Origin of the sequence: Streptomyces sp. NPDC046866, assembly GCF_040704625.1 — a bacterium.
Taxonomy (GTDB): domain Bacteria; phylum Actinomycetota; class Actinomycetes; order Streptomycetales; family Streptomycetaceae; genus Streptomyces.
Window position 1 is genome coordinate 627,454 of the sequence record NZ_JBEYXN010000001.1, and the last position, 23,086, is coordinate 650,539.

Below are 23,086 nucleotides of genomic sequence, written 5' to 3' on the forward strand. Positions count from 1 at the left end.
GGCGCGGGCGGCGCCGGGCGGCAGGTCCTAGTAGCCGCGGGTGCGTTTGGCGGCGGAGCGGCGGCTGGCGGCGCTCGCGGCGCCCGGGATCTTCATGAACAGCCGGGACGCCTCCTGGCCGAGGTTGACGCCGATGGCGATGGCCAGGGCGATCGCGGCGGCGTTGGTCAGGGAGCCCAGTCCCTTGTTGAGCTGGTTCTCGGCGATCAGGAGCAGCCCGTAGTACGTCGCCGAGCCGGGCAGCAGCGGGCCGATGGCGGCGGTCACGTACGGCAGCGCGGACGCGAAGCGGTAGCGGGAGAAGAGCTGGCCGAACAGGCCGACGAGCCCGGCGGCGATGGCCGTGGAGGGCACCGGGGGGATGCCGCCCGCGTAGTGCAGGGCCCCGAAGGTGACCCAGGCGACGCCGCCGTTCAGCGTGACGATCCACACCGTGGACCGTTCCTGCTGGAGCAGGATCGCGAACGTGAACACCAGCAGCATCGAGGCGGCGATCTGGATCAGAGGCCGCTGGGTGATCTGGAGGGCCTCCTCGGGCCGGGGCGCGGCGCCGAGCTGGAGCCCGAGGTACAGCACGACCAGGACACCCATGATGATGCCGATGAAGAGGTACATGACCTCCAGCAGGCGGGCCGAGGCGGTGATGTAGAAGCCGGTCAGACCGTCCTGCACGGCCGCGACCAGGGCCCGCCCCGGCAGCAGCGCGAACAGCCCGCCGGTGATCACCGCGGAGGCGAGCGCGTTGACGTCGGACAGCGACAGGGCCACGCCGATTGCGGCGGGCGGCATGGCGGCGACGACGAACTGGTAGAACTCCGGCAGCCCGCGCCCGGCGCACAGCCAGGCCAGCCGGTCGCCGAGCATGGCCCCGATCGCGGCTGCGAAGAAGACGGTCACACCACCGCCGACGAGGACCGAGGCCGCCCCGGCGAGCAGACCGGCGGCGGCCGTGAGGACCCAGCTGGGGTACGGGTGCCGGTTGCGCCGGATCACGGCGAGCCGCCGGTAGGCCTCCTCGAGCGAGACCTCGACCTCGGGCGCGCTGATGTCGTCCACGAGCCGGAAGACGGCCGCCAGGCGGGTGTAGTCGGTGCCGCGGCGGCGCACGGTCCGGTTCGCCGACACGGGGTCGTCCACCAGGGAGGGCTGGTGGGTGATCGACAGCATGGTGAAGGTGACGGTGGGCTCGCAGCGGTCGAGCCCGTAAGAGCGGGCCACGGCGAACATCGCGGCCTCCACGTCCTCGGCGCCCTCGCCGCCCGCGAGCAGCAGCTCGCCGATGCGCAGGGTCAGGTCGAGGACGCGGCCCACGGCCGGTCCGCCCTCGCCGTGCTTCTGCACCGGCTCGGGCACCGGCCGGACGTCCACCGGCATGCGCAGCATGGTGCGCATGCGGTCCTGCCAGGGGGACTCCGTCAGCGGCGCGAGGGGCAGGCCGTGGCCGGGCACGTGGGCGGGCGGCGACTGCCGGCCGCTGTAGGTGGCCGGGGGTGTGAACGCCGAGCCCTCCGGCTCCGGACCGGAGAGCACCGGCAGCCCCTGCGGCACCGTGAACTCCGAGGTCGGCTGCTCGTCGCCGCCGGCCTCCGGCTCCGTCCCGGGCGGCGGCGCGAAGGCGCTGTGCGCCTCGTCGGACACCGGCTTCCGGTCCTCCGTGCCGCCGGATTCCCCGTCCTCCGCCACGCGTCCTCCCGTCCCTGACCGGCCCGGGTATCAGTATGCGGAATCGTTTCATCCGTGGCGACCAAGCTCCTGGGGAGCCCGACGCACGCGAGCGGGCGGCACCCCCGCATGGGGTGCCGCCCGCTCGGCGGTACAGGTGCTCAGCGGCTCCCGGCGCTCAGGGCTCCCGGCGCTCAGGGCTCAGGCGCTCAGCGGCGCGGCGCCCGGCAGCCGGGGAGCGCGGGCGCTCCGCGGCGCCCGGCAGCCGGGGAGCGCGGGCGCTCAGTGGCCGCCCTGCTCCTGCAGACGCTTGAAGGAGCGCTCGATCTCGGCCTCGGCCTCGGCGCGGCCGACCCAGTTGGCGCCCTCGACCGACTTGCCCGGCTCCAGGTCCTTGTAGACCTCGAAGAAGTGCTGGATCTCCAGGCGGTCGAACTCCGAGATGTGGTGGATGTCGCGCAGGTGCTCGACACGCGGGTCGGAGGCCGGCACGCACAGCAGCTTGTCGTCGCCGCCCGCCTCGTCCGTCATGCGGAACATGCCGATGGCGCGGCACTTGATCAGGCAGCCCGGGAAGGTGGGCTCGTCGAGGATGACCAGCGCGTCCAGCGGGTCGCCGTCCTCGCCGAGGGTGTTCTCGACGAAGCCGTAGTCCGTCGGGTAGCTGGTGGAGGTGAACAGACGACGGTCCAGACGGATCCGGCCGGTCTCGTGGTCCACCTCGTACTTGTTCCGCGAACCCTTGGGGATCTCGATGGTGACGTCGAACTCCACGTCCTGCTCCTCCATGATCAGCTCCGGCCCTGTGCCGGAGCGTGATGTGCTCCGAGTTGGTAGCGCGTCCGGCCCAGCCCTCCCCCGGCTACCGCTGGGGAGGTACCCCCAGCCGGGTGGGGTGCCATGCTCGCGGCAAGACGCAGTGGTTAAGTGTCCCTCACGCATGTGTGTGATCGCGAAAGGGGCTGGTCCGAGGTGCCATTGGTCAAGACGTGGCAGCTCATCGCGGGGTCGACCGTCGCCGGTCTCGCCCTGTCGGTGGCGGCGGTGTCCGCCGCCGGTCCTTGGGACTCCGGCCAGCGTAAGGCCGAGCGGGACCGGGCCGCCTCCTGGGGGCTGACGGGTGGCGCAGATCACGGCGCCGGCCCCCTGCCCCAGGCCGCGCCGAGCGCTCCCGGCGTGCTCGCCGGCATCGGTTCCGGCGGGCTCCGCAAGGCCGCGGCCCCCGACACGGCCGGAGATCCCGCGAGGCTGGCCGAGCTGCTGCGGCCCCTGCTGGCCGATCCCGCGCTGGGCAGCGTCCGCACGGCCTCCGTGGTGGACGCCGCCACCGGGCAGGTGCTCTACGAGTCCGGGCCGCGCGAGCCGATGACCCCGGCCTCCACGATCAAGATCGCGACCGCCGCGGCCGCCCTGGCCGCCCTCGGCCCCGAGCACCGCATCCGCACCACCGTGGCGGCCGGCCCGGAGCCCGGCCGGATCGTCCTGGTCGGCGGCGGCGACCCCTCCCTGACCGCCAAGAAGAAGAGCCCCGCCGGATCCGGCGGCAGCCTTGTCGCGCTCGCCGCCGACACCGCGCAGGCCCTCAAGGCCGCCGGCACCGACTCCGTCGCCCTCGGCTACGACGACTCCCTCTACACCGGGGCCGCCCGCCACCCGATCGGCGTCAACGCCAACATCGCGCTCGTGACGCCCCTGGCCGCCGACGAGGGCCGCCCCGACGACTCCACCCACGGCCCCGTCGACCGGGTCGAGGACCCGGCCGCGGAGACCGCCCGCTCCTTCGCCGAGCTGCTGAAGGAACGCGGCATCAAGGTCACCGCCGACCCGGTGCGGGCCAAGCCCGCCCCGGGCGCCCCGCCGCTGGCCGCCACCCTGTCCACACCGGTCGCCGGACTCGTCGAGCGGATGCTGACCAACAGCGACAACGACATCGCCGAGGCCCTCGCCCGGCAGACCGCCCTCGCCTCGGGGCAGCCCGCCAGCTTCGAGGGGGCCGAGAAGGCCGTCGCGGACCGCCTCGCCGCCCTCGGCGTGGACGTGGCCGGCTCCCGCTTCGCCGACGGCAGCGGCCTCAGCCGCGCCGACAGGGTCAGCAGCGGCCTGCTCACCGGGCTGCTGGCCAAGGCCGCCGACCCGCACCACCCCGAGCTGCGGCCCGTCCTCACCGGGCTGCCCGTCGCGGGCTTCACCGGCACCCTGCGCGCCCGCAACGCCGGCAGCTCCCCGGCGGCCGGGCTCGTCCGGGCCAAGACGGGCACGCTGACCGGGGTGAACTCCCTCTCCGGCACCGTCGTGGACCCCTCCGGCCGACTGCTCGCCTTCGCCTTCCTCACCGCGAACGCGCCGGACGCGGGGGCCGCCGAGAAGGGACTGGACAAGCTCGCGGCCGCCGTGGCCGGCGCGCCGCGGTGAGGCGCGGGCACACCGGGGCCTCCGCAGGGGATCCGCATCGGCGCTGGTCCACGTACCGTTGACGCATGACGAGCATCGGTGGTGCGGAGATGGTCGACTGGAACCTCGCGGTGGCGACCGCGACCCGGCTGGTCCGGCCGGGCCCGGAGGTCAACCGTGACGAGGCCCGGGCCGTGGTCGCGGAGCTGCGCAGGCATGCCAGAACCTCCGAGCGCCACGTCCGCGAGTTCACCCGGATGATCCCCGAGGGCGCCGCCGTCCCCGACACCCCCGTCCTGGTCGTCGACCGGCCCGGGTGGGTCCGGGCCAACGTGGCGGGCTTCCGCGAGCTCCTCGCGCCGCTGCTCGGCAAGATGCAGGAGCGCCGCGCGGGCACCCCCGGCGCGGCCGTGCTCGGCGCGGTCGGCGGCAAGGTCACCGGCGTCGAGGTCGGCATGCTGCTGAGCTTCCTGGCCTCCCGCGTCCTCGGCCAGTACGAGACCTTCGCCCCGCTCGGCCGCGACCTGCCCGGCTCGCCCGCCGCCGGCGGCCGGCTGCTGCTCGTCGCACCCAACATCGTCCACGTCGAGCGCGAGCTGGAGGTGCACCCGCACGACTTCCGGCTCTGGGTCTGCCTCCACGAGGAGACGCACCGCACCCAGTTCACGGCCGTCCCCTGGCTGCGCGACCACCTCGAGGGCGAGATCCAGACCTTCCTCGGCGCCACCGAGATGGACCCGGCCGCCCTCCTGGAGCGCCTGCGCGAGGCCGCCCAGTCCTTCGCCGGCGCCCGCCCCGACTCCGAACACGGCGACGAGGGCCGCTCCCTGGTCGAGCTGGTCCAGACCCCGGAGCAGCGCGAGGTCCTCAGCCGCCTCACCGCCGTGATGTCCCTGCTCGAAGGCCACGCCGACTTCGTGATGGACGGCGTCGGACCCGAGGTCGTGCCCTCCGTCGCCGAGATCCGCGAGAAGTTCCAGCAGCGCCGGGCCAGCGGCGCGGGCCGCCTCGACGCGGCCCTGCGCAAGCTGCTCGGCCTCGACGCCAAGCTGCGCCAGTACCGCGACGGCGAGCGCTTCGTGCGGGCCGTCGTCGGCCAGGTCGGCATGGAGGGCTTCAACCGGGTGTGGACCTCCCCGAACACGCTGCCCACCAGGGCCGAGATCGCCCGCCCCGCGGACTGGGTGGCGCGCGTGCACCGCAGGGGGAGCGAACCGAGCGAAGGGGAGTGACCCAGGGGGCGTAAACATGTCTCACTGGGGGAAGAAGCGTCACCCGTCCGAGGGACCGTGGGGCGTGGAAGGGCGTGCGATGCTCAGGGAACGGCTCGGTTCTGTCACCATCGACGCACTCTGAGTGACAACCCCCTCTCGTAGGGGCTGCGCCGAGCCTCCGAGCCTTCAGAGGCATCCGAACTCCACCGAAGGGCACCGGACATGGGTCCCCATCCTGCGGTCGCGGCGATACGCCTGGCGGTCCGCCGCGTTCTCCACGACGTCCTGACCGACCTCACCGAACGGCCCGCCGGCGAGCGGCCCACCGGCCGCGGCGCCGCCGCCGAGGGCGCCCCGCCGCTGGTCCTCGTCGCCTGCTCCGGCGGCGCGGACTCCATGGCCCTCGCCTCCGCCCTCGCCTTCGAGGCGCCCAAGCTGGGCATCCGGGCCGGCGGGATCACCGTCGACCACGGCCTCCAGGCGGGGTCGGACCTGCGCGCCGCCGAGGTCGTCGCCCGCATGACCGCCCTCCGCCTGGACCCGGTGGAGTCCGTCGCCGTGCGCGTCGGCCGCGAGGGCGGACCCGAGGCCGCCGCCCGCGACGCCCGCTACGCCGCCCTGGACGAGGCCGCCGACCGGCTCGGCGCCGCCGCGGTGCTGCTCGGCCACACCCGCGACGATCAAGCCGAAACCGTCCTGCTGGGCCTCGCCCGCGGCTCCGGCATCCGGTCCCTGTCCGGCATGGCCGAAGTCTCCGGCGCCACCGGCCGCACCCACCGCTACCGGCGCCCCTTCCTCCAGGTCGACCGGCAGACCGCCCGCAAGGCCTGCATGGTCCAGTCCCTGCCCGTCTGGGACGACCCGCACAACATCGACCCCGCCTACACCCGCTCCCGGCTCCGCCACGAGGGACTGCCCGCCCTCGAGAAGGCGCTGGGCAAGGGGGTCGTCGAGGCGCTGGCCCGCACCGCCCGGCTCTCCCGCGACGACGCCGACGCCCTCGACGCCTGGGCCGCCGAGGCCGAGGCCGGCGTGCGCGACGCGGACGGCCGCCTGGAGTGCGCCAAGCTCTACGCCCTGCCCCCCGCCGTCCGCCGGCGCGTCCTGCGCCGCGCCGTCGTGGCCGCGGGATCCCCCGCAGGCTCCCTCTTCGCCCGCCACATCGAGGAAGTCGACCGGCTCATCACCGGATGGCGCGGCCAGGGGGCCATCAACCTGCCCGGCCGGGTGGAGGCCCAGCGCCAGGGTGGCAGACTTGTCATCCGGCAGGGCTGATTGGTGCTGAAACACGGCTGAGTCCTCCGGGGGCACCCCCGGAGTCCCGGCCGACAACGAAAGTGATGCGGGTGGACGAGAAGGACATGGGCAACGACCTGGCGTCGGTGCTCATCACCAAGGAAGAGATCGACGCGAAGCTGGCCGAGCTGGCCGCGAAGATCGACGCGGAGTACGCGGGCAAGGACCTGCTCATCGTCGGTGTCCTCAAGGGCGCCGTGATGGTGATGGCGGACCTGGCGCGCGCCTTGTCCACCCCGCTCACCATGGACTGGATGGCGGTGTCCTCCTACGGCGCCGGGACCCAGTCCTCCGGCGTGGTGCGGATCCTGAAGGACCTCGACACCGACATCAAGGACAAGCACGTCCTGATCGTCGAGGACATCATCGACTCGGGCCTGACCCTGTCCTGGCTGCTGTCGAACCTGGGCTCCCGCCAGCCGGCCTCCCTCGAGGTGGTCACGCTGCTGCGCAAGCCCGACGCCGCGAAGGTCGCCATCGACGTGAAGTGGGTCGGCTTCGACATCCCGAACGAGTTCGTCGTGGGCTACGGCCTCGACTACGCGGAGAAGTACCGCAACCTGCCGTTCGTCGGCACCCTCGCCCCGCACGTCTACGGCGGCTGACGCACTCCGTGCACGGGGGTCCCGATCGGGGCCCCCGCAGGGGAACCCTGGAACGATTCCCGCCGTTGGAGCAGGGGGAAGCAGTTCTGTCAGCCGTCCCACGGGGCCGCGGGTGACAATACAGGGGTAGATTCCGAAGAACAGTCCGAAGAACAGTCTTTACTCGCAGCAGCATTTACCTACGGGCAGGAGGGACGGGGCGCCCGGCGCCCCGTATGGATGGACGTGAAGCGATACTTCCGTGGGCCGGTCATGTGGATCGTGCTGGCCGTCCTCGCCGTGGTCGTGTTGATGAATGTCGTCGGCGGTGGCGGCGGCTACAAGTCGGTGGACACCAGCGAGGTCATCAAGGCGATCAACAGTGGCCAGGTCGAGCAGGCGCGCCTGACCACCGGCGACAGCCAGATGATCAAGATTGACCTCAAGAAGAACGAGAAGCTCGGCCAGAAGTCGGGCTCGAAGTTCCAGGCCAACTACATCGGGGACCAGGGCGTCCAGCTCGCCCAGAACCTCCAGACCAAGTACGAGGCCGGCCAGATCCCCGGCGGGTACGAGGTCGCCCCGGACAAGACCAGCCCGTTCCTGAGCGTGCTGCTCTCGCTCCTGCCCTTCGTCCTCATCGTGGTCGTCTTCCTGTTCCTGATGAACCAGATGCAGGGCGGCGGCTCCCGGGTCATGAACTTCGGCAAGTCCAAGGCCAAGCTGATCACCAAGGACACCCCGAAGACGACGTTCGCGGACGTCGCCGGCTCGGACGAGGCCGTCGAGGAGCTCCACGAGATCAAGGAGTTCCTGCAGGAGCCGGCGAAGTTCCAGGCCGTCGGCGCGAAGATCCCCAAGGGCGTGCTCCTGTACGGTCCGCCCGGCACCGGCAAGACCCTGCTGGCGCGCGCCGTCGCCGGCGAGGCCGGCGTCCCGTTCTACTCGATCTCCGGTTCCGACTTCGTCGAGATGTTCGTCGGTGTCGGCGCCTCCCGCGTCCGCGACCTGTTCGAGCAGGCCAAGGCCAACGCCCCGGCGATCGTCTTCGTCGACGAGATCGACGCCGTCGGCCGGCACCGCGGTGCGGGCCTCGGCGGCGGCCACGACGAGCGCGAGCAGACCCTGAACCAGCTCCTGGTCGAGATGGACGGCTTCGACGTGAAGGGCGGCGTCATCCTGATCGCCGCCACGAACCGGCCCGACATCCTCGACCCGGCGCTGCTGCGCCCGGGCCGCTTCGACCGGCAGATCGCCGTCGACCGGCCGGACATGCAGGGCCGCCTGGAGATCCTCAAGGTCCACCAGAAGGGCAAGCCGGTCGCCCCGGACGTCGACCTGGCGGCCGTCGCCCGGCGCACGCCCGGCTTCACCGGTGCCGATCTGTCCAACGTGCTGAACGAGGCGGCCCTGCTGACCGCCCGCTCGGACCGGAAGCTGATCGACAACCACATGCTCGACGAGGCGATCGACCGCGTCGTGGCGGGCCCGCAGAAGCGGACCCGGATCATGTCGGACCGCGAGAAGAAGATCACCGCGTACCACGAGGGCGGCCACGCCCTGGTCGCGGCGGCCTCGCCGAACTCGGACCCGGTCCACAAGATCACGATCCTGTCCCGCGGCCGGGCCCTGGGCTACACCATGGTCCTGCCCGACGAGGACAAGTACTCGACCACGCGCAACGAGATGCTCGACCAGCTCGCGTACATGCTGGGCGGGCGCGCGGCCGAGGAGCTGGTCTTCCACGACCCGACCACGGGCGCCGCGAACGACATCGAGAAGGCCACGGCCACGGCCCGGGCGATGGTCACGCAGTACGGCATGACCGAGCGCCTCGGCGCGATCAAGTTCGGCGGCGACAACACCGAGCCGTTCCTGGGCCGCGAGATGTCGCACCCGCGGGACTACTCGGAAGAGGTCGCGGCGCTGGTCGACGAAGAGGTCAAGAAGCTCATCGAGACCGCGCACAACGAGGCCTGGGAGATCCTGGTCGAGAACCGCGACGTCCTCGACAACCTGGTCCTGGCCCTCCTGGAGAAGGAGACGCTGGGCAAGGAGGAGATCGCCGAGATCTTCTCGACGGTCGTCAAGCGCCCGGCCCGCCCCGCGTGGACCGGCTCCGCCCACCGCACCCCGTCGACCCGTCCGCCGGTGCTCTCGCCCAAGGAGCTCCAGCTGACGAACTCGGCGAACGGCACCTCCGCGGCCGCCTCGGCCGTGTCGGTGGAGAAGGACCCCGCCCCGGAGGACCGCGCCGAGTAGCGGGCGGCCGGCACCCGGCCCGGAATGAATGCCGCGCCCCCCAGGTTCTAGCCTGGGGGGCGCGGCATTTTCGTATGCCCGTGTGAGCGCAGACAGGAACGAGGCACAGATGACCGACCCAGTGACCCTGGACGGCGAGGGCACGATCGGCGTGTTCGACGAGAAGCGGGCCGAGGCCGCCGTCCGAGAGCTCCTCATCGCGGTCGGCGAGGACCCGGACCGCGAGGGCCTGCTGGAGACGCCGGCGCGTGTGGCGAGGGCGTACCGGGAGATCCTCGCGGGGCTGTGGCAGAAGCCCGAGGACGTCCTGACGACGACGTTCGACCTCGGACACGACGAGATGGTCCTCGTGAAGGACATCGAGATCGTCTCGCTCTGCGAGCACCACCTGCTTCCGTTCCACGGAGTCGCCCACGTGGGCTACATCCCGGCCGAGAGCGGCAAGATCACCGGACTGTCGAAGCTGGCCCGCCTCGTCGAGGTGTACGCGCGGCGACCGCAGGTGCAGGAGCGGCTGACCACGCAGATCGCCGACTCCCTGATGGAGATCCTGGAGGCGCGGGGCGCCATCGTCGTCGTCGAGGCCGAGCACATGTGCATGTCGGTCCGCGGCATCCGCAAGCCGGGCGCCAAGACCACCACCTCGGCGGTCCGCGGCCAGCTCCGCGACTCCGCCACCCGCAACGAGGCGATGAGCCTGATAATGGCCCGCTGACGGTGGTCCCGGAAGGAGCCCCGGGCCGGCCGGGGGGCGAGCCGGTCTGGGCGCCGCTGAGCGAGGACGTGCGGCGCACCCTGGAGCTGGTCCTGCGCGAGGACACCGAGGCCCACCGCGCCTACCGGGCGCAGCTGCCGCACACCCGGATGGCGCCGGGCTGCACCTGCCCGTGCGGGAGCGTGTACCTGAAGGTGGACGAAGGGGCAGCCCCGCCGGCGCCGCCCGGCGGGGACGGCCCGGTCGTGGCGTCCCGGCTGGTGCGGGCGCCCTCGGGCCGACTGCTCGGCGAGGCCTTGGTCTTCGCCTGGGGCGGGGGGTACCTGAGCGAGCTGGAGCTCGCCCTCTGGGAGGACGCGAACCTGCTGGAGCGCCCCCTGTGGCAGCAGCTCGTCCCCGACGCGCCCGAGACCGCCTAGGCGCGGGCCGGGGAGTGGGGGGTGGTGTCGTCGTCCTCCGGGAGCTTCAGGACGTGCTCCAGGAAGAGGGCGGCGGCGATGACGGCGGCGCCTGCGAGGACCGAGAAGCCGGCGTACCAGGCCTGGTCCCGGCGGGCCGGCACTTCCAGGCCGTCGATGAGGAGGAAGACCCCCACGCCGCCGTACAGGCCCGCCACGAGGGCCGCGACCAGGGCGCTGGACTGGGCGAAGACGACCGCGCGGGCGGCCATCAGCGGCTCCACGCCCTTGGCTCCGGGGCGCCGCTCGCGCTGGGCCTTGAGGCGGGCGCGCAGGGAGAGGGCCGTGGCCAGCAGGACGACCGCGATGGCGCCCAGCACGACCGGCGCGGCCAGCGGGACGCCCGGCAGCGTCCCGTAGGCGTTCCACAGGCGGGCTCCCGCCCAGGACAGCACTCCGGCCACGGCGAAGATCCCGGCCAGGACCGCCGGCCTCAGTTGCTTCACGTCCCCGTTCCCCGCTTCCTGCATCGTGTGTGGTCCGCAGACCACACGCTAACGATTACTCGGGGAGGCGGAGTTCCAGGTCCGGGCGCGGCGTGACGCCGGCGAGGCCGATTCCGGCCAGCAGGGCGGCGACGGGCCCGCGGCCGGGGAGCTCCGCTTCGGGGTCCACGTCGTGCCAGGGGGCGAGGACGAAGGCGCGCTCGTGGGCCCGGGGGTGCGGGAGGGTCAGGACCGGGTCGGCCGAGACCACGTCGGCGTACGACACGATGTCGACGTCGATGGTGCGCGGCCCCCAGCGCTCCTCGCGGACGCGGTCGAAGGCCTCCTCGATGGCGTGGCCGCGCTCCAGCAGGGAGGACGGCGGCAGGGTGGTCTTCACCAGCGCCACCGCGTTCAGGTACGAGGGCTGCGAGCCGGGCTCGACGCCCCACGGCTCGGTCTCGTAGACGGGGGAGACGGCCTTGACCCGCACGCCGGGGGTGTCGCCGAGCGCGTCGACGGCTCCCTGGAGGGTCTCCATGCGGTTGCCCAGGTTCGCGCCGAGCGCGATCACGGCCCACTTGGGGTTGGAGAGGGTGACGTCGGCCGCGTCGACGGCCTCGACGACGGATGCGGGGACGGGCTGGACGGTGGGGTCGCTCTGGGCGTTCTGTCCGTTGTTCACGCGCGGCTCCGGGTGATCGTGATGGTCACGTCGTCGAAGGGGACGGTGATGGGGGCGTCCGGCTTGTGCACGACGACCTCCACCTCGGCGACCGCTTCGTGCTTCAGGCACTGCTGGGCGATCCGCTCGGCCAGGGTCTCGATCAGGTCCACGGGCTCGCCCTGCACCACGTCCACGACCTCCTCGGCGACGACGCCGTAGTGGACGGTCTTGGCCAGGTCGTCGTCCGCGGCGGCGGGGCGCGCGTCGATGTGCAGCACGAGGTCGACGATGAAGGTCTGGCCCTCCTCGCGCTCCCGGGGGAAGACGCCGTGGTGCCCGCGAGCCTTCAGGCCGCGCAGCGCGACACGATCCACGCGAATCACTCCTGCTTTCGTAGGTGCATGCGGTCCGGGACTCCCCGGATCCATGGTCCTGCGCCGAGTGCGGTCGGCGTCGTCCGTCTTCGAATCTACCTGCGAAAGCGGCCGTGCCTCGTCGTAGGGGTCAGTCGGAGGCCTCGTCCTCGTCCTCGTCGGACTCGGTCAGCACGGGAGAACCGTGGTGGGACCACAGGCGCCAGCCGCCGGATGTGCGGATGAACACATTCGTGGCGACGACCAGCTGGCCGACGAGCGGGCCGAGCTCTCCGCCGTCCTCGGCGGGGCCCCCGCTGAGGATGTTCTCGGTGCACGTGACCAGGGCGGTGTCGCCGAGGACGCTGACCTTGGTGTCGGTCAGGAAGAACTGGATGTAGTCGGTGTGGGACATGATCAGCGCGTACGAGCGCAGCACCTCGCCGCGGCCCGTCAGCACGGGCCAGCCGGGGTGCACGCAGGAGATCTCGTCCTCGAGCCAGAGCGCCGACAGCGCGTCGAAGTCCCCCTGCTCCATGGCCTCGTAGAAGGCCGTGTTGGCCTCTTCGACCGCTTCGATGTCGGTTCGGCTCACCATGCCCCTTCCCTGGCGGTACGGGCCCGGGATGCGGGCCCGGTCACAAGGCCCCTTCCACCGCGCGGGCCACCCGAACCGCGTCGGCCGTGGCGCGTACCTCGTGGACCCGTACGGCCCAGGCGCCCTGGTGCGCGGCGATGGCCGAGACGGCGGCGGTGGCCGCGTCGCGCTCGCGGGCGGGCGGCAGGGTGCCGCCGGCGCCGCCGGCCAGGACCCGGCCGAGGAACCGTTTGCGCGAGGCGGCGACCAGCAGCGGGAAGCCGAGGGCGCGCAGCTCGGGGAGGTGGGCGACCAGGGCGAGGTCGTGCTCGGCGTTCTTGGCGAAGCCGAGCCCGGGGTCGACGATGATCCGCTCGGGGGCGATCCCGCCGGCGGTGACGGCGTCGATGCGGGTGCGCAGCTCGGCGGTGACCTCGGCGAGGACGTCGCCGTAGACGGCGAGGCGGTTCATGTCGGCGCTGAAGCCGCGCCAGTGCATCACCACGAACGGGACCTCGGCGGCGGCGACGGCCGGGATCATGCCGGGGTCGGCGAGCCCGCCGCTGACGTCGTTGACCAGGGCGGCGCCGGCGGCGACGGCCTGTGCGGCGACGGAGGCGCGCATGGTGTCGACGGAGACGGTGACGCCCTCGGAGGCCAGGCCCCGCACGACGGGGACCACGCGGCGCAGCTCCTCCTCCTCGTCGACGCGGGTGGCGCCGGGCCGGGTGGACTCGCCGCCGACGTCGACGAGGTCGGCGCCCTGGGCGACGAGGTCGAGGCCGCGCTTGACGGCGGCGGTGGTGTCGAACCAGCGGCCCCCGTCGGAGAAGGAGTCGGGGGTGACGTTGACGACGCCCATGACCCCGCAGCGGTCCCATTCCGGCAGGCCTGCGATCCGGCCCCTGCCGGCGGCCCCGTGCGTGTTGTTCATGGTCCCAGGGTAGGGCTGCCGGATGCGGCGGGGCCCCGGCGGCCTGTCGGCTGCCGGGGCCCCGCATGCGGCGTCCCGTCGGGTGGCGGGTCCGGTGGCGCGCCCGTCAGGCGGCCCGGACCTCGCGCTGCTCGGCCGCCGCCTGGGCCGGAACGGCGGTGCTCAGGTGGGTGTGGGCGCAGGTACGGGCCGGCTTGGGCCCGCGGCGGCTCGCGAAGAGCCGGGGCAGGGCCAGGGTGACGAAGCCCTCCGCCTGCATGGCGGCGAAGCCGATGCGGGGCAGGTCGCGGGTGGTGCGGAAGACGACGAAGCGCGGCTCCCAGCGGGGGCGGAACTTCGCGTTGAACTTGTACAGCGACTCGATCTGGAACCAGCGGGACAGGAAGACCAGCAGGCTGCGCCAGGCGCGCAGGACCGGGCCGGCGCCGATCTTCTCGCCGCGGGCGAGGGCGGAGCGGAACATCGCGAAGTTCAGCGAGACGTGCTCGATGCCCAGGCCGGGGGCGGCCTCCAGGGAGGCGACGATCAGCAGCTCGTTCATGCCGGGGTCGGCGGCGCGGTCGCGGCGCATCAGCTCCAGCGACATGCCGTCCTTGCCCCAGGGCACGAAGTGCTGGATGGCCTTGAGGTCGCCGAAGGGGCTGGTGTCGCCCTCCTCGGTGCGGTGGGCGGTGGCGATGATGCAGTCGCCGTCGTCGGGGTCGCCGACGCGGCCCAGTGCCATGGAGAAGCCGCGCTCGGTGTCGGTGCCGCGCCAGGCCTCGGCGGCGCCGCGGACCTGCTCCAGCTCCTCCTCGGTCAGGTCGGCGACGCGGCGGACCTTGGTGGTGTAGCCGTTGCGCTCGATGCGCTTGACCATCTGGCGGACGTTGCGCATGGGGCGGCCGGTCAGCGAGAAGTCTTTGACGTCGACGATCGCCTCGTCGCCGAGCTCGAGGGCGTCCAGGCCGGTCTCGCGGGTCCAGACCTCGCCGCCGGTTTCGCTGCAGCCCATGACGGCGGGGGTCCAGGAGTGGGCCTTGGCCTCGGCCATGAACCGCTCGATGGCGCCGGGCCAGGCCTCGACGTCGCCGATCGGGTCGCCGGAGGCGAGCATCACGCCGGAGACGACGCGGTAGGTGACGGCGGCCTTGCCGCTGGGCGAGAAGACGACGGCCTTGTCGCGGCGCAGCGCGAAGTGGCCGAGGGAGTCGCGGGCGCCGTGCTTGGCGAGCAGCTCGCGCAGCTTGGCCTCGTCGTCGGCGGTGAGCCGGGCGGCCGGGTGCTCGGGGCGCAGCGCCAGGTAGATGGTGGTGAGCGCGGTCAGCAGGCCGAGCGCGCCGAGGGAGTAGCCGACGGTCCAGGACACCCGTCCGGCGTAGTCGACCGGGCCCTCGAAGCCGAAGAGGCCGTACACGACGTGGGTGATCTGCTCGTAAATACCCGGATGGCCGACGACACGCCCCGGGTGGGAGTTGACGATGACCAGGCCGAGGCCGATGGATCCGGCGCTCATCAGCACGAAGTTGGCGAGGGCCTTCCAGCGGCTGCGCGGGTCGGGCAGTGCCTTGAACTCGCCGTGGTGGCGGACGAGCAGGGCGAGCAGGAGGGCGGCGATGACCACGCCGATGACGGAGTGCCGGTACGTGAACTGCGCGACCGCTCCTGCGGGCAGCAGGACGACGGCGGCCCGCCAGGCGCGGCGCTTGCGGCGCTTGAGGCCGTGGGCGAGCAGGAGCAGCAGGACGCCCGCGCTGATCGACAGGGCGGCCGCGAACGGGCCCAGCGAGCCGGGCAGCACCTCGGTCAGGGCGTGGATCCGGCTGTGCCGGAAGCGCGGGAACACGCCCGCCGCGACGTCGAGGAGGCCGACGACCGTGACGGCCGTGCCGACCAGGGCCGGCACCGACTCCGGTCGTGGTCCTCGGAAGATTCGGCGCACCCCGCTCGGAACCTGTCCCGACTTATCGCCATCTATCCTGCTAGACATCGCTTCCCGTTGCTCCGCGAGAGATCATGTGGCCGAAGGCCGCGACAGCCTCCGGAGTGTGGTGCGTCCACTAGGACGACACCGGGGCCGAGCGGGTTCACTCTTCCGCCCAGAAAAACTAGCCCTGCCATCAGAAAGTCGACTGACTGCTCATGGGTCTCACCAGTAATACGGTTCTGGCGCTGGCCGTCGCCGCCGGTGTGCTGCTGTTCGCAGCCACGGTGTGGCTGTGGCCCCGGCTCTCGGGCCGCACCTGGCGTGCGCTGCTCGGCCGGATCGGCCTCCTGCTCGCGACCCAGCTGGCGGTCTTCGCAGCGGTGGGCCTGGCGGCGAACCAGTCGTTCTCCTTCTACGGCTCATGGGCAGACCTGTTCGGCCAGGAGACGTCGGTCGGCAAGGTCGTCGACCACTCGATGAGCAGCAAGGACATCAAGATCGTCGACAAGCAGAAGCTCGACGTTCCGGGCGGTGCCCAGCCCCAGGTGGGCGGGCAGATCCTGAAGGTTGCCATAACCGGCGAGAAGTCGAAAATAACGAGCCCCGGCTACGTGTGGCTGCCGCCGGAGTACTTCCAGCCGCAGCACAAGGACAAGACGTTCCCGGCGTCGATCGTGCTGACCGGCTACCCGGGCACCGCGGAGAACCTGATCAAAGGGCTGAACTACCCGATGACGGCCTTCAAGCAGGCCAAGGCGGGCAAGATGAAGCCGATGATCCTGGTCATGCTGCGCCCGACGATCGCGCCGCCGCGCGACACCGAGTGCGTGGACATACCCGGTGGCCCGCAGACGGAGACCTTCTTCGCGCAGGACCTGCCGCAGGCCATCCAGAACACGTTCCGGGTCGGCAAGAAGGCCCAGAACATGGGCTTCATCGGCAACTCCACGGGCGGCTACTGCGCCCTGAAGATCGCCGCGCACTACCCGCAGACCTTCGGCGCCGCCGTGGGTCTCTCGGCGTACTTCGACGCCGCGAACGACGCCACGACGGGCAACCTGTTCCAGGGCGACGACAAGCTGAAGAAGCGCGCCGACATCCTCTACAGCATGGAGCACAGGAAGCCGAGCGGCACCTCGTTCCTGGTGACCAGCAGTGAGAAGGGCGAGCCGAACATCACGGACACCCGCAAGTTCATCAAGCTGGTCAAGAGCCCGGACCGGGTCTCGTCGATCATCCTCGACAGCGGCGGCCACAACTTCAACACCTGGCGCCGCGAGATCCCCCCGATGCTGGTGTGGATGAGCAACCGCATCCAGGCCTGACCCGACGCGACGCGACGCGACGAGCGCCACGGCACGACCACGAGCGGCCGGCCCCCCGGGGGGCCGGCCGCCGTCGTTCCCGGAGCCTCAGGCGGATTGCCGCTGCTGCTGCCGGTGTTGCTCCTGCTGCCGGTGCGCCCGCCGCAGCGCCCGGTGCACGCCCTCCGCGGTCAGGACGCCGACCGGCGCACCGGAGTCGGGGTCGGTGACCCCGATCCGGCCGGAGTCCTCTTGGAGCAGCGCGGCCAACGCCTCGCGCAGGGAGGCCCCGAGCGGCACGGACACCGCCGGCGGGGGCGTGCCGGCGTCGGCCGCGGTGAGGTCGGCGGCCGCGACGGGGGTGACCGCGAGGCGCTTGAGCCCGCGGTCCGCGCCGACGAAGGAGGCGACGTAGTCGGTGGCCGGCGCCCCGAGCACCTCGGCCGGGCGGGCGAACTGCTCGATGGTGCCCTCGCCGTAGACCGCGATGCGGTCGCCGAGCCGGACCGCCTCGTCCAGGTCGTGGGTGACCAGCAGGATCGTCTTGCGCACGGTCCGCTGGAGCGCGAGGAACTCGTTCTGCAGCCGCTCGCGCACCACCGGGTCGACCGCGCCGAACGGCTCGTCCATCAGCAGCACCGGCGGATCGGCGGCCAGCGCACGGGCCACGCCGACGCGCTGGCGCTGCCCGCCGGACAGCTGCTGCGGATAGCGGTCCCCGTACACGGCCGGGTCCAGCCCCACGAGCTCCAGCAGTTCGCCGGCCCGGGCGCGGGCCCGGGCCTTGGACGTGCCGAGGAGCCGGGGGACCGTCGCGGTGTTCTCCAGGACGGTCTTGTGCGGGAACAGCCCGACCTGCTGGATGACGTACCCGATGCGCCGGCGCAGTGCGACCGGGTCGGCGGCGGCGATGTCCTCGCCGTCGAGCAGGATGCGGCCGGAGGTCGGCTCGATGAGCCGGTTGACCATCTTCATGGTGGTGGTCTTGCCGCAGCCGGACGGCCCGACGAGCGTGACCAGCTCGCCTTCCGCCACCTCGAATGACAGGTCCTCGACGGCCGTCGTCCCGTCGGGGTAGCGCTTGGTCACGTGCTCGAATCGGATCACACCGCCATCCTTCCCTACCCGCGGCGCGGAAGTGTGAAGGGTGTGTTGCCCGACTGCGAAGGATTCCGGCCATCGCGGCCGGCGGGGGTTAAGGTCGCTCCTGAGGGTGCGTTGTCGGATGTGTGTGCGAACGAACGGCAGGGGGTGCGGAGATGGACGGGCAGAACTGCCTGGTGGCGAACGACTGGTTCTGCTGGCAGTACGTCACCTCCCGCTCACAGGAGCTGACCGACGCCACCGTCGAGCACGTCTGGATCACCGCGGCCTCGGTGCTCATCGGCCTCGCCGTCTCCCTGCCCCTGGCCCTGCTGGCCCGCCGCGGCCGGCGCTGGGCCGCCCCCGTCCTCGGCGCGACCACGCTCCTCTACACCATCCCCTCGCTGGCGATGTTCTCCCTGCTGCTGCCGCTCTTCGGGCTGTCGGCCTCGCTGGTGGTGACCGGTCTGGTGCTCTACTCGCTGACCATCCTGGTCCGCAACGCCATGGCCGGCCTGGACGCGGTGCCCGAGGAGGTACGGGAGGCCGCGCGCGGCATGGGGTACGGGCCCGGGCGGCTGCTGTGGCAGGTCGAACTGCCCCTGGCGCTGCCCGCGCTGATCGCCGGGGTCCGGATCGCCACCGTCTCCACCGTGGCCCTGACCACCGTCGGCTCCATCGTCGGCAAGGGCGGCCTCGGCAACCTGATCGCCCCCGGCGTGAACAGCTCCTTCAAGGCCCAGGTGCTCACCGCCTCCGTGCTGTGCGTGCTGCTCGCCCTGGTGGCCGATCTGCTGCTGCTCGGCCTGCAGCGGCTGCTCACGCCGTGGACGCGCGCCGCGGCGGCGGGGGCGGGTGGCTGAGCGATGGGCGTGCTGGACGTGCTGGGCGGGGCCGGGGACTGGCTCGCGGACGGCGCCAACTGGTCCGGGGAGAACGGGGTGTGGCACCGCCTCGGCGAGCACGTGTACGTCAGCGCGATCGCCCTCGCGATCGCCTGCGCCGTGGCCTTGCCGGCCGGCCTGTGGCTCGGGCACATCGGCCGCGGCGGCGCCTTCGCCGTGAACCTCTCCAACGCCGGGCGGGCCGTGCCGGTCTTCGCGGTGCTGGCCCTGTTCATGGTCTCGCCGCTGCGCAGCGCCGGCTACCTGCCCACCGTGGCCGCGCTGGTGCTCTTCGCGCTGCCGCCGCTGCTGACGAACGCGTACGTCGGCGTGCGCGAGGTCGACCGCTCCGTGGTGGAGGCGGCCCGGGGCATGGGCATGTCCGGCGGCCAGCTCTTCCTGCGGGTCGAACTGCCGCTGGCCCGGCCGCTGGTGATGACCGGGCTGCGGTCGGCCGCCGTGCAGGTCATCGCCACGGCCACGATCGCGGCGATGGTCGGGCAGGGCGGCCTCGGCCGGATCATCACCGCCGGCTTCAACACGTACAACACGCCGCAGGTCGTCGCGGGCGCCCTGCTCGTGGCGGCGCTGGCCCTGCTGGTCGAGGGGGTCCTCGTGGCGGCGGACCGGCTCTTCCCCCGTCCGGCGGCGCGCTGAGCGCACCCCCTGCCGGCCGGCCCGCGGTCGTCCCCCGTTCGCTTCCACCCCTCACGGAGGAACACACCATGAGCAAGTCCACGCGCACCCTCGCCGCGGCCCTGGGGGCGCTGGCCCTCGCCGCCTCGCTCACCGCCTGCGGCGGCGACAGCCTGGAGAAGAGCAAGGACGCCGGCGGCTCGGCACCCGCCGACTCCGGGTCCGCGTCCGGGTCGGGGTCAGGCAAGGGGAAGCTGGTGATCGGCGCGGCCGGGTTCACCGAGTCCAACGTGCTGGCCGAGCTGTACGCGCAGGTGCTGAAGGGCGCCGGCTACAGCACCTCCATCACGACGGTCAACAACCGGGAGCTGTACGAACCCTCGCTGGAGAAGGGCGAGATCGACATCGTCCCGGAGTACGCGGCCACCCTCGCGGAGTTCCTGAACGCCAAGGTCAACGGCCCCAAGGCACCGGAGGAGAAGCCGGTGGCCTCCGGCGACGTCGCGGGGACCGTGGCGGGGCTGGAGAAGCTGGCGGGGCCGCTGGGCCTCAAGGCGCTGCCCGCGGGCGCCGCGGTCGACCAGAACGCCTTCGCCGTGTCGAAGGAATTCGCGCAGAAGAACAACATCAAGACCCTTTCCGACCTCGGCCGGTCGGGGCTGAAGGTGAAGATCGCGGCGGGCGACGAATGCGCGGTACGGCCCTTCTGCGCCCCGGGGTTGAAGAAGGCCTACGGAATCGAGGTCTCCGGCATCGACCCCAAGGGCGTCGGCACCCCGCAGGCCAAGCAGGCCGTCAAGGACGGCGTCGACCAGCTCGTCCTCACCACGACCACCGACGCGACCCTGGACTCCTTCGGGCTGGTCCTGCTGGAGGACGACAAGAAGCTCCAGAACGCCGACAACGTCCTGCCGGTGGTCAACGCCAAGGACGCGGGCGCCCCGGAGATCGCGGCCGCCCTGGACAAGCTGACCAAGGCGCTCACCACGGCCGACCTGATCGATCTGAACCACCGGGTGGACGCCCTGCGCGAGAAGCCGGCGGACGCCGCGAAGGCCTATCTGAAGGCGAAGGGGCTGGCGCAGTAGCGGAAGGCCGGGTTTGGGGGAGAAATGACGGGTAACTGCCCGGGAACAGATTGGCGGGCGGCCACCCCACAGGACCCCCACGCCCTGTAAATTTCTGGCCATGCCCCGTGGACGCCACCGCAATCCCGAACCCCTGCACCGGCTGCTCACCCCGACGGCCGTCGCCGGTGTGTCCGTCACCAGCGCGGCCGTCGCCTGGCTGCTGGCGGAACCCGTCCCGCTGCGGCTGCTCGTGGCCGTCACGGCGGCCGCCGGCGTCGCGGGGGCCGTGGTCATGCGCGCCTGGGACCGGGCCGCCGGGCGGCGCGTCGCGGAGCTCGCGCGCGAGCGGGTCAAGGACGAGTGGCGGACCGAGGAGCGGATCGCCGAGCTCGAGTCCGACCTCGAGGAGGCCCGGGCGCTGCGCGCCAAGCTGGACGCGAAGCTGCGGGCCAAGCGGGTCGAACTCGCCGGGCTCCGCGGCGAGCACGCCGCCCTGCTGCGGCGGTACGCGACCGCCGAGACCGAGCGGGCCAGCGCCCTGGAGGGCCGCCGGCTGCTCGCCATCGAGGCCTCCGCGGCGCCGGCCGCCGCCGGCCCGAAGGAGCTTCCGGCGGTGAGCGAGGAGCGCACCTCCAGCGGCGCGCCCACGTCGGTCGGCTACGCCCGGGCCCACGCGGCCCTGCTCGCCCTGGCGGAGAAGGCCGCGGCCGGGGCGGCGCAGCCCGCGGCTGCGGCGGCGGCCCCCTCCCGGCCGGCGGCCGCGGCCGCCGCTGCGGCGCCCGCACGGCGCCGTGCCCTGGAGGGCGCACCGGGCGCAGCGGGCGCCCTGCCGCACGGCCGTCCCGGCGAGGGCCCGGTGCCCGGCGCGGCAGCACCGGCGTCCGCACCCGCCGCCGACGCCCCCGCCGGCTCGCCCGGCCTGCCCGCGCGGCGTGCGGCCGCCCCCGTGGCCCCGTACCAGGCGGCCCGCCGGCCGGCCTCCCGGACCGTCGGCGGCTTCGACTTCTTCGGGACGAAGAGCGCCGACCGGGCCCGCGCGGTGATCGAGTCCGTGCAGAACGAGGACCTGGCCGACGTGGTCGGCGCCGAGGCCCTGGCGGTGCACAAGGCCGAGTCCGAGGACCGGGCCGCCGCGGAGCCGGAGTTCAAGCCGGCCACCCCGGAGCAGCGCGCCGTGGGCCAGGTCATCGACCTGACGGCCCACGACGAGACCGAGCCGATCGACGTCGGCCGCCTGCGCAGCGCCATCTCCTAGCCCCGCCGGGCGGATTCAGAGGGCGTTGCGCAGCGACTGCACCGTGCGGGCGAGCTCCGGCTCCGCATGGGCGGTGTTCAGGGCGGAGCTGAGTTCCTCGGCGTACGTGGAGCGCGCCGCGCCGTACGTGCGCCGGCCCTCCTCGGTGATGACCGCGTAGACACCGCGCTTGTCGTCGGGGCACAGGTCCTTGTACGCGTACCCCGCCGCGTCCAGCCGGCCCACCAGGCGGGTCACCGAACTCTGGCCCAGCCCGACGCGGTCGGCCAGTTCCTGCATCCGCAGCTCGCCGTCGGGCGCCTGGGACAGGTCCTCCAGGGCGCGGTACTCCGAGAGCCCTATGCCGTGGCGGCGCTGGAGGGCCTGGGCGAGCCGGCGCTCCACCCGCGCGTGCAGGGCGAGGACGCGGGCCCACATCGCCTGGTCCGAGGAGGCGGGAGGAGCGGTGGCGGGTGAGGTCATGGGCGACTCGGCTCCCTCGTGTGGCGTCGCGTTGACAACGAGATACATGTGCAAGCAAGCTTATCGCCTCGCGGCTGATCCAGTGCCAGGGAGAAGTGCGGGCCATAAATGCATGCACGTACAAGCAAATACCTGGAGGTTCTTGTGCCTGCCACCACGACGGACGACTCCGTGTCCAGCGAGTCCAAGGGAGCCAAGGGAGCCAGGGGGGCCAAGGCGATCAAGGAGGCCAACGGTTCCCAAGGGTGGGCCTGGCTGCTCTTCTCGTCCCTGTTCGAGGTCACCTTCGCGCTCGGCACCCACGCGACCGACGGATTCACCAGGCTCGGCCCCTCGCTCCTGACGGCCGCGGCGGCGGCCTGCGGCATCTACACCCTCTCCCGCGCGCTCAGGACGATCGACGTCGGCGTCGGCTACACCGTCTGGTCCGGTATCGGAGCCGTCGGCACCGTCGTCCTCGGCACCCTCGTCTACGGCGAGTCCATGACCGTCTGGAAGGTCCTCGCCTTCGTCCTCATCATCGGCGGCGCCCTCGGCCTGCGGATCTCCGACACCGTCGCGGCCAGGAAGGCCGCCGCTGCCGCCGCCTGACATCGCCCAGCCCCCTCTCCGGAAGGACACCTGCCATGACCTGGGTCTACCTCGGTATCGCCATCCTCTTCGAGATCGCCTTCGCCCTCGGCACCAACGCCACCCGGGGCTTCACACGCCTCTGGCCGTCGGTGCTGACCCTCGGCGCCGCCGCCGGCGGCATCTACACCCTGTCGCTCGCCCTGCGCGAGCTGGACGTCAGCGTCGGCTACACCATCTGGACCGGCATCGGCGGCGTCGGCACCGTCGTCCTCGGCTCCGTCGTCTTCAAGGAGAGGATCACCCCCGCCCGCCTGCTCTCCTTCGCCTCGATCATCGGCGGCGCGCTCCTGCTGCGCCTGACTTCCGCCTGAGGGG

General features: G+C 72.6%; 24 protein-coding genes. 14 read left to right on the forward strand and 10 right to left on the reverse strand.

The features are described from left to right. Positions 1 to 27: 27 nt before the first annotated feature. Together AB0953_RS02915 and AB0953_RS02920 are read right to left on the reverse strand one after the other, a co-directional pair. Positions 28 to 1,683 carry a threonine/serine exporter family protein gene (locus tag AB0953_RS02915; protein ID WP_366857573.1) on the reverse strand — a complete coding sequence of 552 codons (1,656 nt, stop codon included), beginning with the start codon at positions 1,681 to 1,683 and terminating at the stop codon, positions 28 to 30. A gap of 261 nt (positions 1,684 to 1,944) precedes the next feature. Then, on the reverse strand, positions 1,945 to 2,436 hold the full coding sequence (locus tag AB0953_RS02920; RefSeq protein WP_114058390.1) for an inorganic diphosphatase: 492 nt from the start codon (positions 2,434 to 2,436) through the stop codon (positions 1,945 to 1,947). Between the two features lie 198 nt (positions 2,437 to 2,634). Between AB0953_RS02920 and dacB the strand changes: the two genes are divergently transcribed. The 7 genes from dacB (at position 2,635) to AB0953_RS02955 (ending at position 10,543) form a co-directional block, all read left to right on the forward strand. Further along, complete coding sequence (gene dacB / locus AB0953_RS02925) at positions 2,635 to 4,074, forward strand: D-alanyl-D-alanine carboxypeptidase/D-alanyl-D-alanine-endopeptidase (RefSeq protein ID WP_366857574.1); 1,440 nt, start codon at positions 2,635 to 2,637, stop codon at positions 4,072 to 4,074. A 65-nt stretch (positions 4,075 to 4,139) separates the two neighbouring features. Further along, the gene (locus tag AB0953_RS02930; RefSeq protein ID WP_366857575.1) at positions 4,140 to 5,285 is read left to right on the forward strand and encodes a zinc-dependent metalloprotease; all 1,146 of its coding nucleotides are present in this window, start codon (positions 4,140 to 4,142) and stop codon (positions 5,283 to 5,285) included. Between the two features lie 204 nt (positions 5,286 to 5,489). Continuing rightward, positions 5,490 to 6,542 (forward strand): tRNA lysidine(34) synthetase TilS, encoded by a 1,053-nt coding sequence (tilS, locus tag AB0953_RS02935; RefSeq protein ID WP_366857576.1) that lies wholly within the window; start codon positions 5,490 to 5,492, stop codon positions 6,540 to 6,542. A 65-nt stretch (positions 6,543 to 6,607) separates the two neighbouring features. After that, entirely contained in the window at positions 6,608 to 7,168 is a 561-nt protein-coding gene (gene hpt, locus AB0953_RS02940) for a hypoxanthine phosphoribosyltransferase (RefSeq protein ID WP_361909368.1), read from the forward strand. 219 nt (positions 7,169 to 7,387) lie between these two features. Then, positions 7,388 to 9,409, forward strand: coding sequence for an ATP-dependent zinc metalloprotease FtsH (ftsH, locus tag AB0953_RS02945; protein WP_366857577.1), 2,022 nt, complete (start codon positions 7,388 to 7,390; stop codon positions 9,407 to 9,409). A 109-nt stretch (positions 9,410 to 9,518) separates the two neighbouring features. Further along, the gene (gene folE / locus AB0953_RS02950; RefSeq protein ID WP_366857578.1) at positions 9,519 to 10,124 is read left to right on the forward strand and encodes a GTP cyclohydrolase I FolE; all 606 of its coding nucleotides are present in this window, start codon (positions 9,519 to 9,521) and stop codon (positions 10,122 to 10,124) included. 2 nt (positions 10,125 to 10,126) lie between these two features. Further along, positions 10,127 to 10,543 carry a hypothetical protein gene (locus AB0953_RS02955; protein WP_366857579.1) on the forward strand — a complete coding sequence of 139 codons (417 nt, stop codon included), beginning with the start codon at positions 10,127 to 10,129 and terminating at the stop codon, positions 10,541 to 10,543. Here the strand turns inward: AB0953_RS02955 and AB0953_RS02960 are convergent. The 6 genes from AB0953_RS02960 to AB0953_RS02985 all read right to left on the reverse strand — a co-directional run bounded on the left by AB0953_RS02960 (position 10,540) and on the right by AB0953_RS02985 (position 15,507). Continuing rightward, complete coding sequence (locus AB0953_RS02960; protein WP_366857580.1) at positions 10,540 to 11,028, reverse strand: DUF3180 domain-containing protein; 489 nt, start codon at positions 11,026 to 11,028, stop codon at positions 10,540 to 10,542. The two genes, AB0953_RS02955 and AB0953_RS02960, sit on opposite strands and share 4 nt — an antisense overlap. A 55-nt stretch (positions 11,029 to 11,083) precedes the next feature. After that, the gene (gene folK, locus AB0953_RS02965; RefSeq protein ID WP_366857581.1) at positions 11,084 to 11,692 is read right to left on the reverse strand and encodes a 2-amino-4-hydroxy-6-hydroxymethyldihydropteridine diphosphokinase; all 609 of its coding nucleotides are present in this window, start codon (positions 11,690 to 11,692) and stop codon (positions 11,084 to 11,086) included. Further along, positions 11,689 to 12,048 (reverse strand): dihydroneopterin aldolase, encoded by a 360-nt coding sequence (gene folB, locus AB0953_RS02970; protein WP_366857582.1) that lies wholly within the window; start codon positions 12,046 to 12,048, stop codon positions 11,689 to 11,691. The genes folK and folB overlap by 4 nt, the downstream gene beginning before the upstream one ends. A gap of 130 nt (positions 12,049 to 12,178) precedes the next feature. Further along, positions 12,179 to 12,625, reverse strand: a complete 447-nt coding sequence (locus tag AB0953_RS02975; protein WP_366857583.1) for a nuclear transport factor 2 family protein — start codon at positions 12,623 to 12,625, stop codon at positions 12,179 to 12,181. Between the two features lie 40 nt (positions 12,626 to 12,665). Then, positions 12,666 to 13,466: a dihydropteroate synthase gene (gene folP, locus AB0953_RS02980; RefSeq protein ID WP_366857674.1), complete on the reverse strand. Its 801-nt coding sequence runs from the start codon at positions 13,464 to 13,466 to the stop codon at positions 12,666 to 12,668. Positions 13,467 to 13,644: 178 nt separating this feature from the next. Then, a complete protein-coding gene (locus AB0953_RS02985; RefSeq protein WP_366857585.1) occupies positions 13,645 to 15,507 on the reverse strand; it encodes a phosphatidylglycerol lysyltransferase domain-containing protein in 1,863 nt (620 codons plus the stop codon). Between the two features lie 152 nt (positions 15,508 to 15,659). On the opposite strand from AB0953_RS02985, the gene AB0953_RS02990 reads away from it, so the two are divergent. After that, positions 15,660 to 16,769, forward strand: a complete 1,110-nt coding sequence (locus tag AB0953_RS02990) for an alpha/beta hydrolase-fold protein (RefSeq protein ID WP_366857586.1) — start codon at positions 15,660 to 15,662, stop codon at positions 16,767 to 16,769. A gap of 87 nt (positions 16,770 to 16,856) precedes the next feature. On the opposite strand, the gene AB0953_RS02995 is transcribed toward AB0953_RS02990, so the two are convergent. After that, complete coding sequence (locus AB0953_RS02995; protein ID WP_366857587.1) at positions 16,857 to 17,855, reverse strand: ATP-binding cassette domain-containing protein; 999 nt, start codon at positions 17,853 to 17,855, stop codon at positions 16,857 to 16,859. 152 nt (positions 17,856 to 18,007) lie between these two features. Here AB0953_RS02995 and AB0953_RS03000 point away from each other — a divergent pair, with 152 nt between their 5' ends. The 4 genes from AB0953_RS03000 to AB0953_RS03015 all read left to right on the forward strand — a co-directional run bounded on the left by AB0953_RS03000 (position 18,008) and on the right by AB0953_RS03015 (position 21,676). Then, on the forward strand, positions 18,008 to 18,694 hold the full coding sequence (locus tag AB0953_RS03000; RefSeq protein ID WP_366857588.1) for an ABC transporter permease: 687 nt from the start codon (positions 18,008 to 18,010) through the stop codon (positions 18,692 to 18,694). A gap of 3 nt (positions 18,695 to 18,697) precedes the next feature. Continuing rightward, a complete protein-coding gene (locus AB0953_RS03005) occupies positions 18,698 to 19,372 on the forward strand; it encodes an ABC transporter permease (RefSeq protein WP_366857589.1) in 675 nt (224 codons plus the stop codon). Positions 19,373 to 19,440: 68 nt separating this feature from the next. Beyond that, entirely contained in the window at positions 19,441 to 20,439 is a 999-nt protein-coding gene (locus AB0953_RS03010; protein ID WP_366857590.1) for an ABC transporter substrate-binding protein, read from the forward strand. Between the two features lie 100 nt (positions 20,440 to 20,539). After that, the gene (locus AB0953_RS03015) at positions 20,540 to 21,676 is read left to right on the forward strand and encodes a hypothetical protein (protein ID WP_366857591.1); all 1,137 of its coding nucleotides are present in this window, start codon (positions 20,540 to 20,542) and stop codon (positions 21,674 to 21,676) included. A 15-nt stretch (positions 21,677 to 21,691) separates the two neighbouring features. On the opposite strand, the gene AB0953_RS03020 is transcribed toward AB0953_RS03015, so the two are convergent. Beyond that, on the reverse strand, positions 21,692 to 22,138 hold the full coding sequence (locus tag AB0953_RS03020; RefSeq protein WP_366857592.1) for a MarR family transcriptional regulator: 447 nt from the start codon (positions 22,136 to 22,138) through the stop codon (positions 21,692 to 21,694). A 144-nt stretch (positions 22,139 to 22,282) separates the two neighbouring features. Between AB0953_RS03020 and AB0953_RS03025 the strand changes: the two genes are divergently transcribed. Next, on the forward strand, positions 22,283 to 22,729 hold the full coding sequence (locus tag AB0953_RS03025; RefSeq protein ID WP_366857593.1) for a multidrug efflux SMR transporter: 447 nt from the start codon (positions 22,283 to 22,285) through the stop codon (positions 22,727 to 22,729). Positions 22,730 to 22,764: 35 nt separating this feature from the next. Beyond that, complete coding sequence (locus AB0953_RS03030) at positions 22,765 to 23,082, forward strand: multidrug efflux SMR transporter (protein ID WP_366857594.1); 318 nt, start codon at positions 22,765 to 22,767, stop codon at positions 23,080 to 23,082. The last annotated feature ends 4 nt before the right edge of the window (positions 23,083 to 23,086 follow it).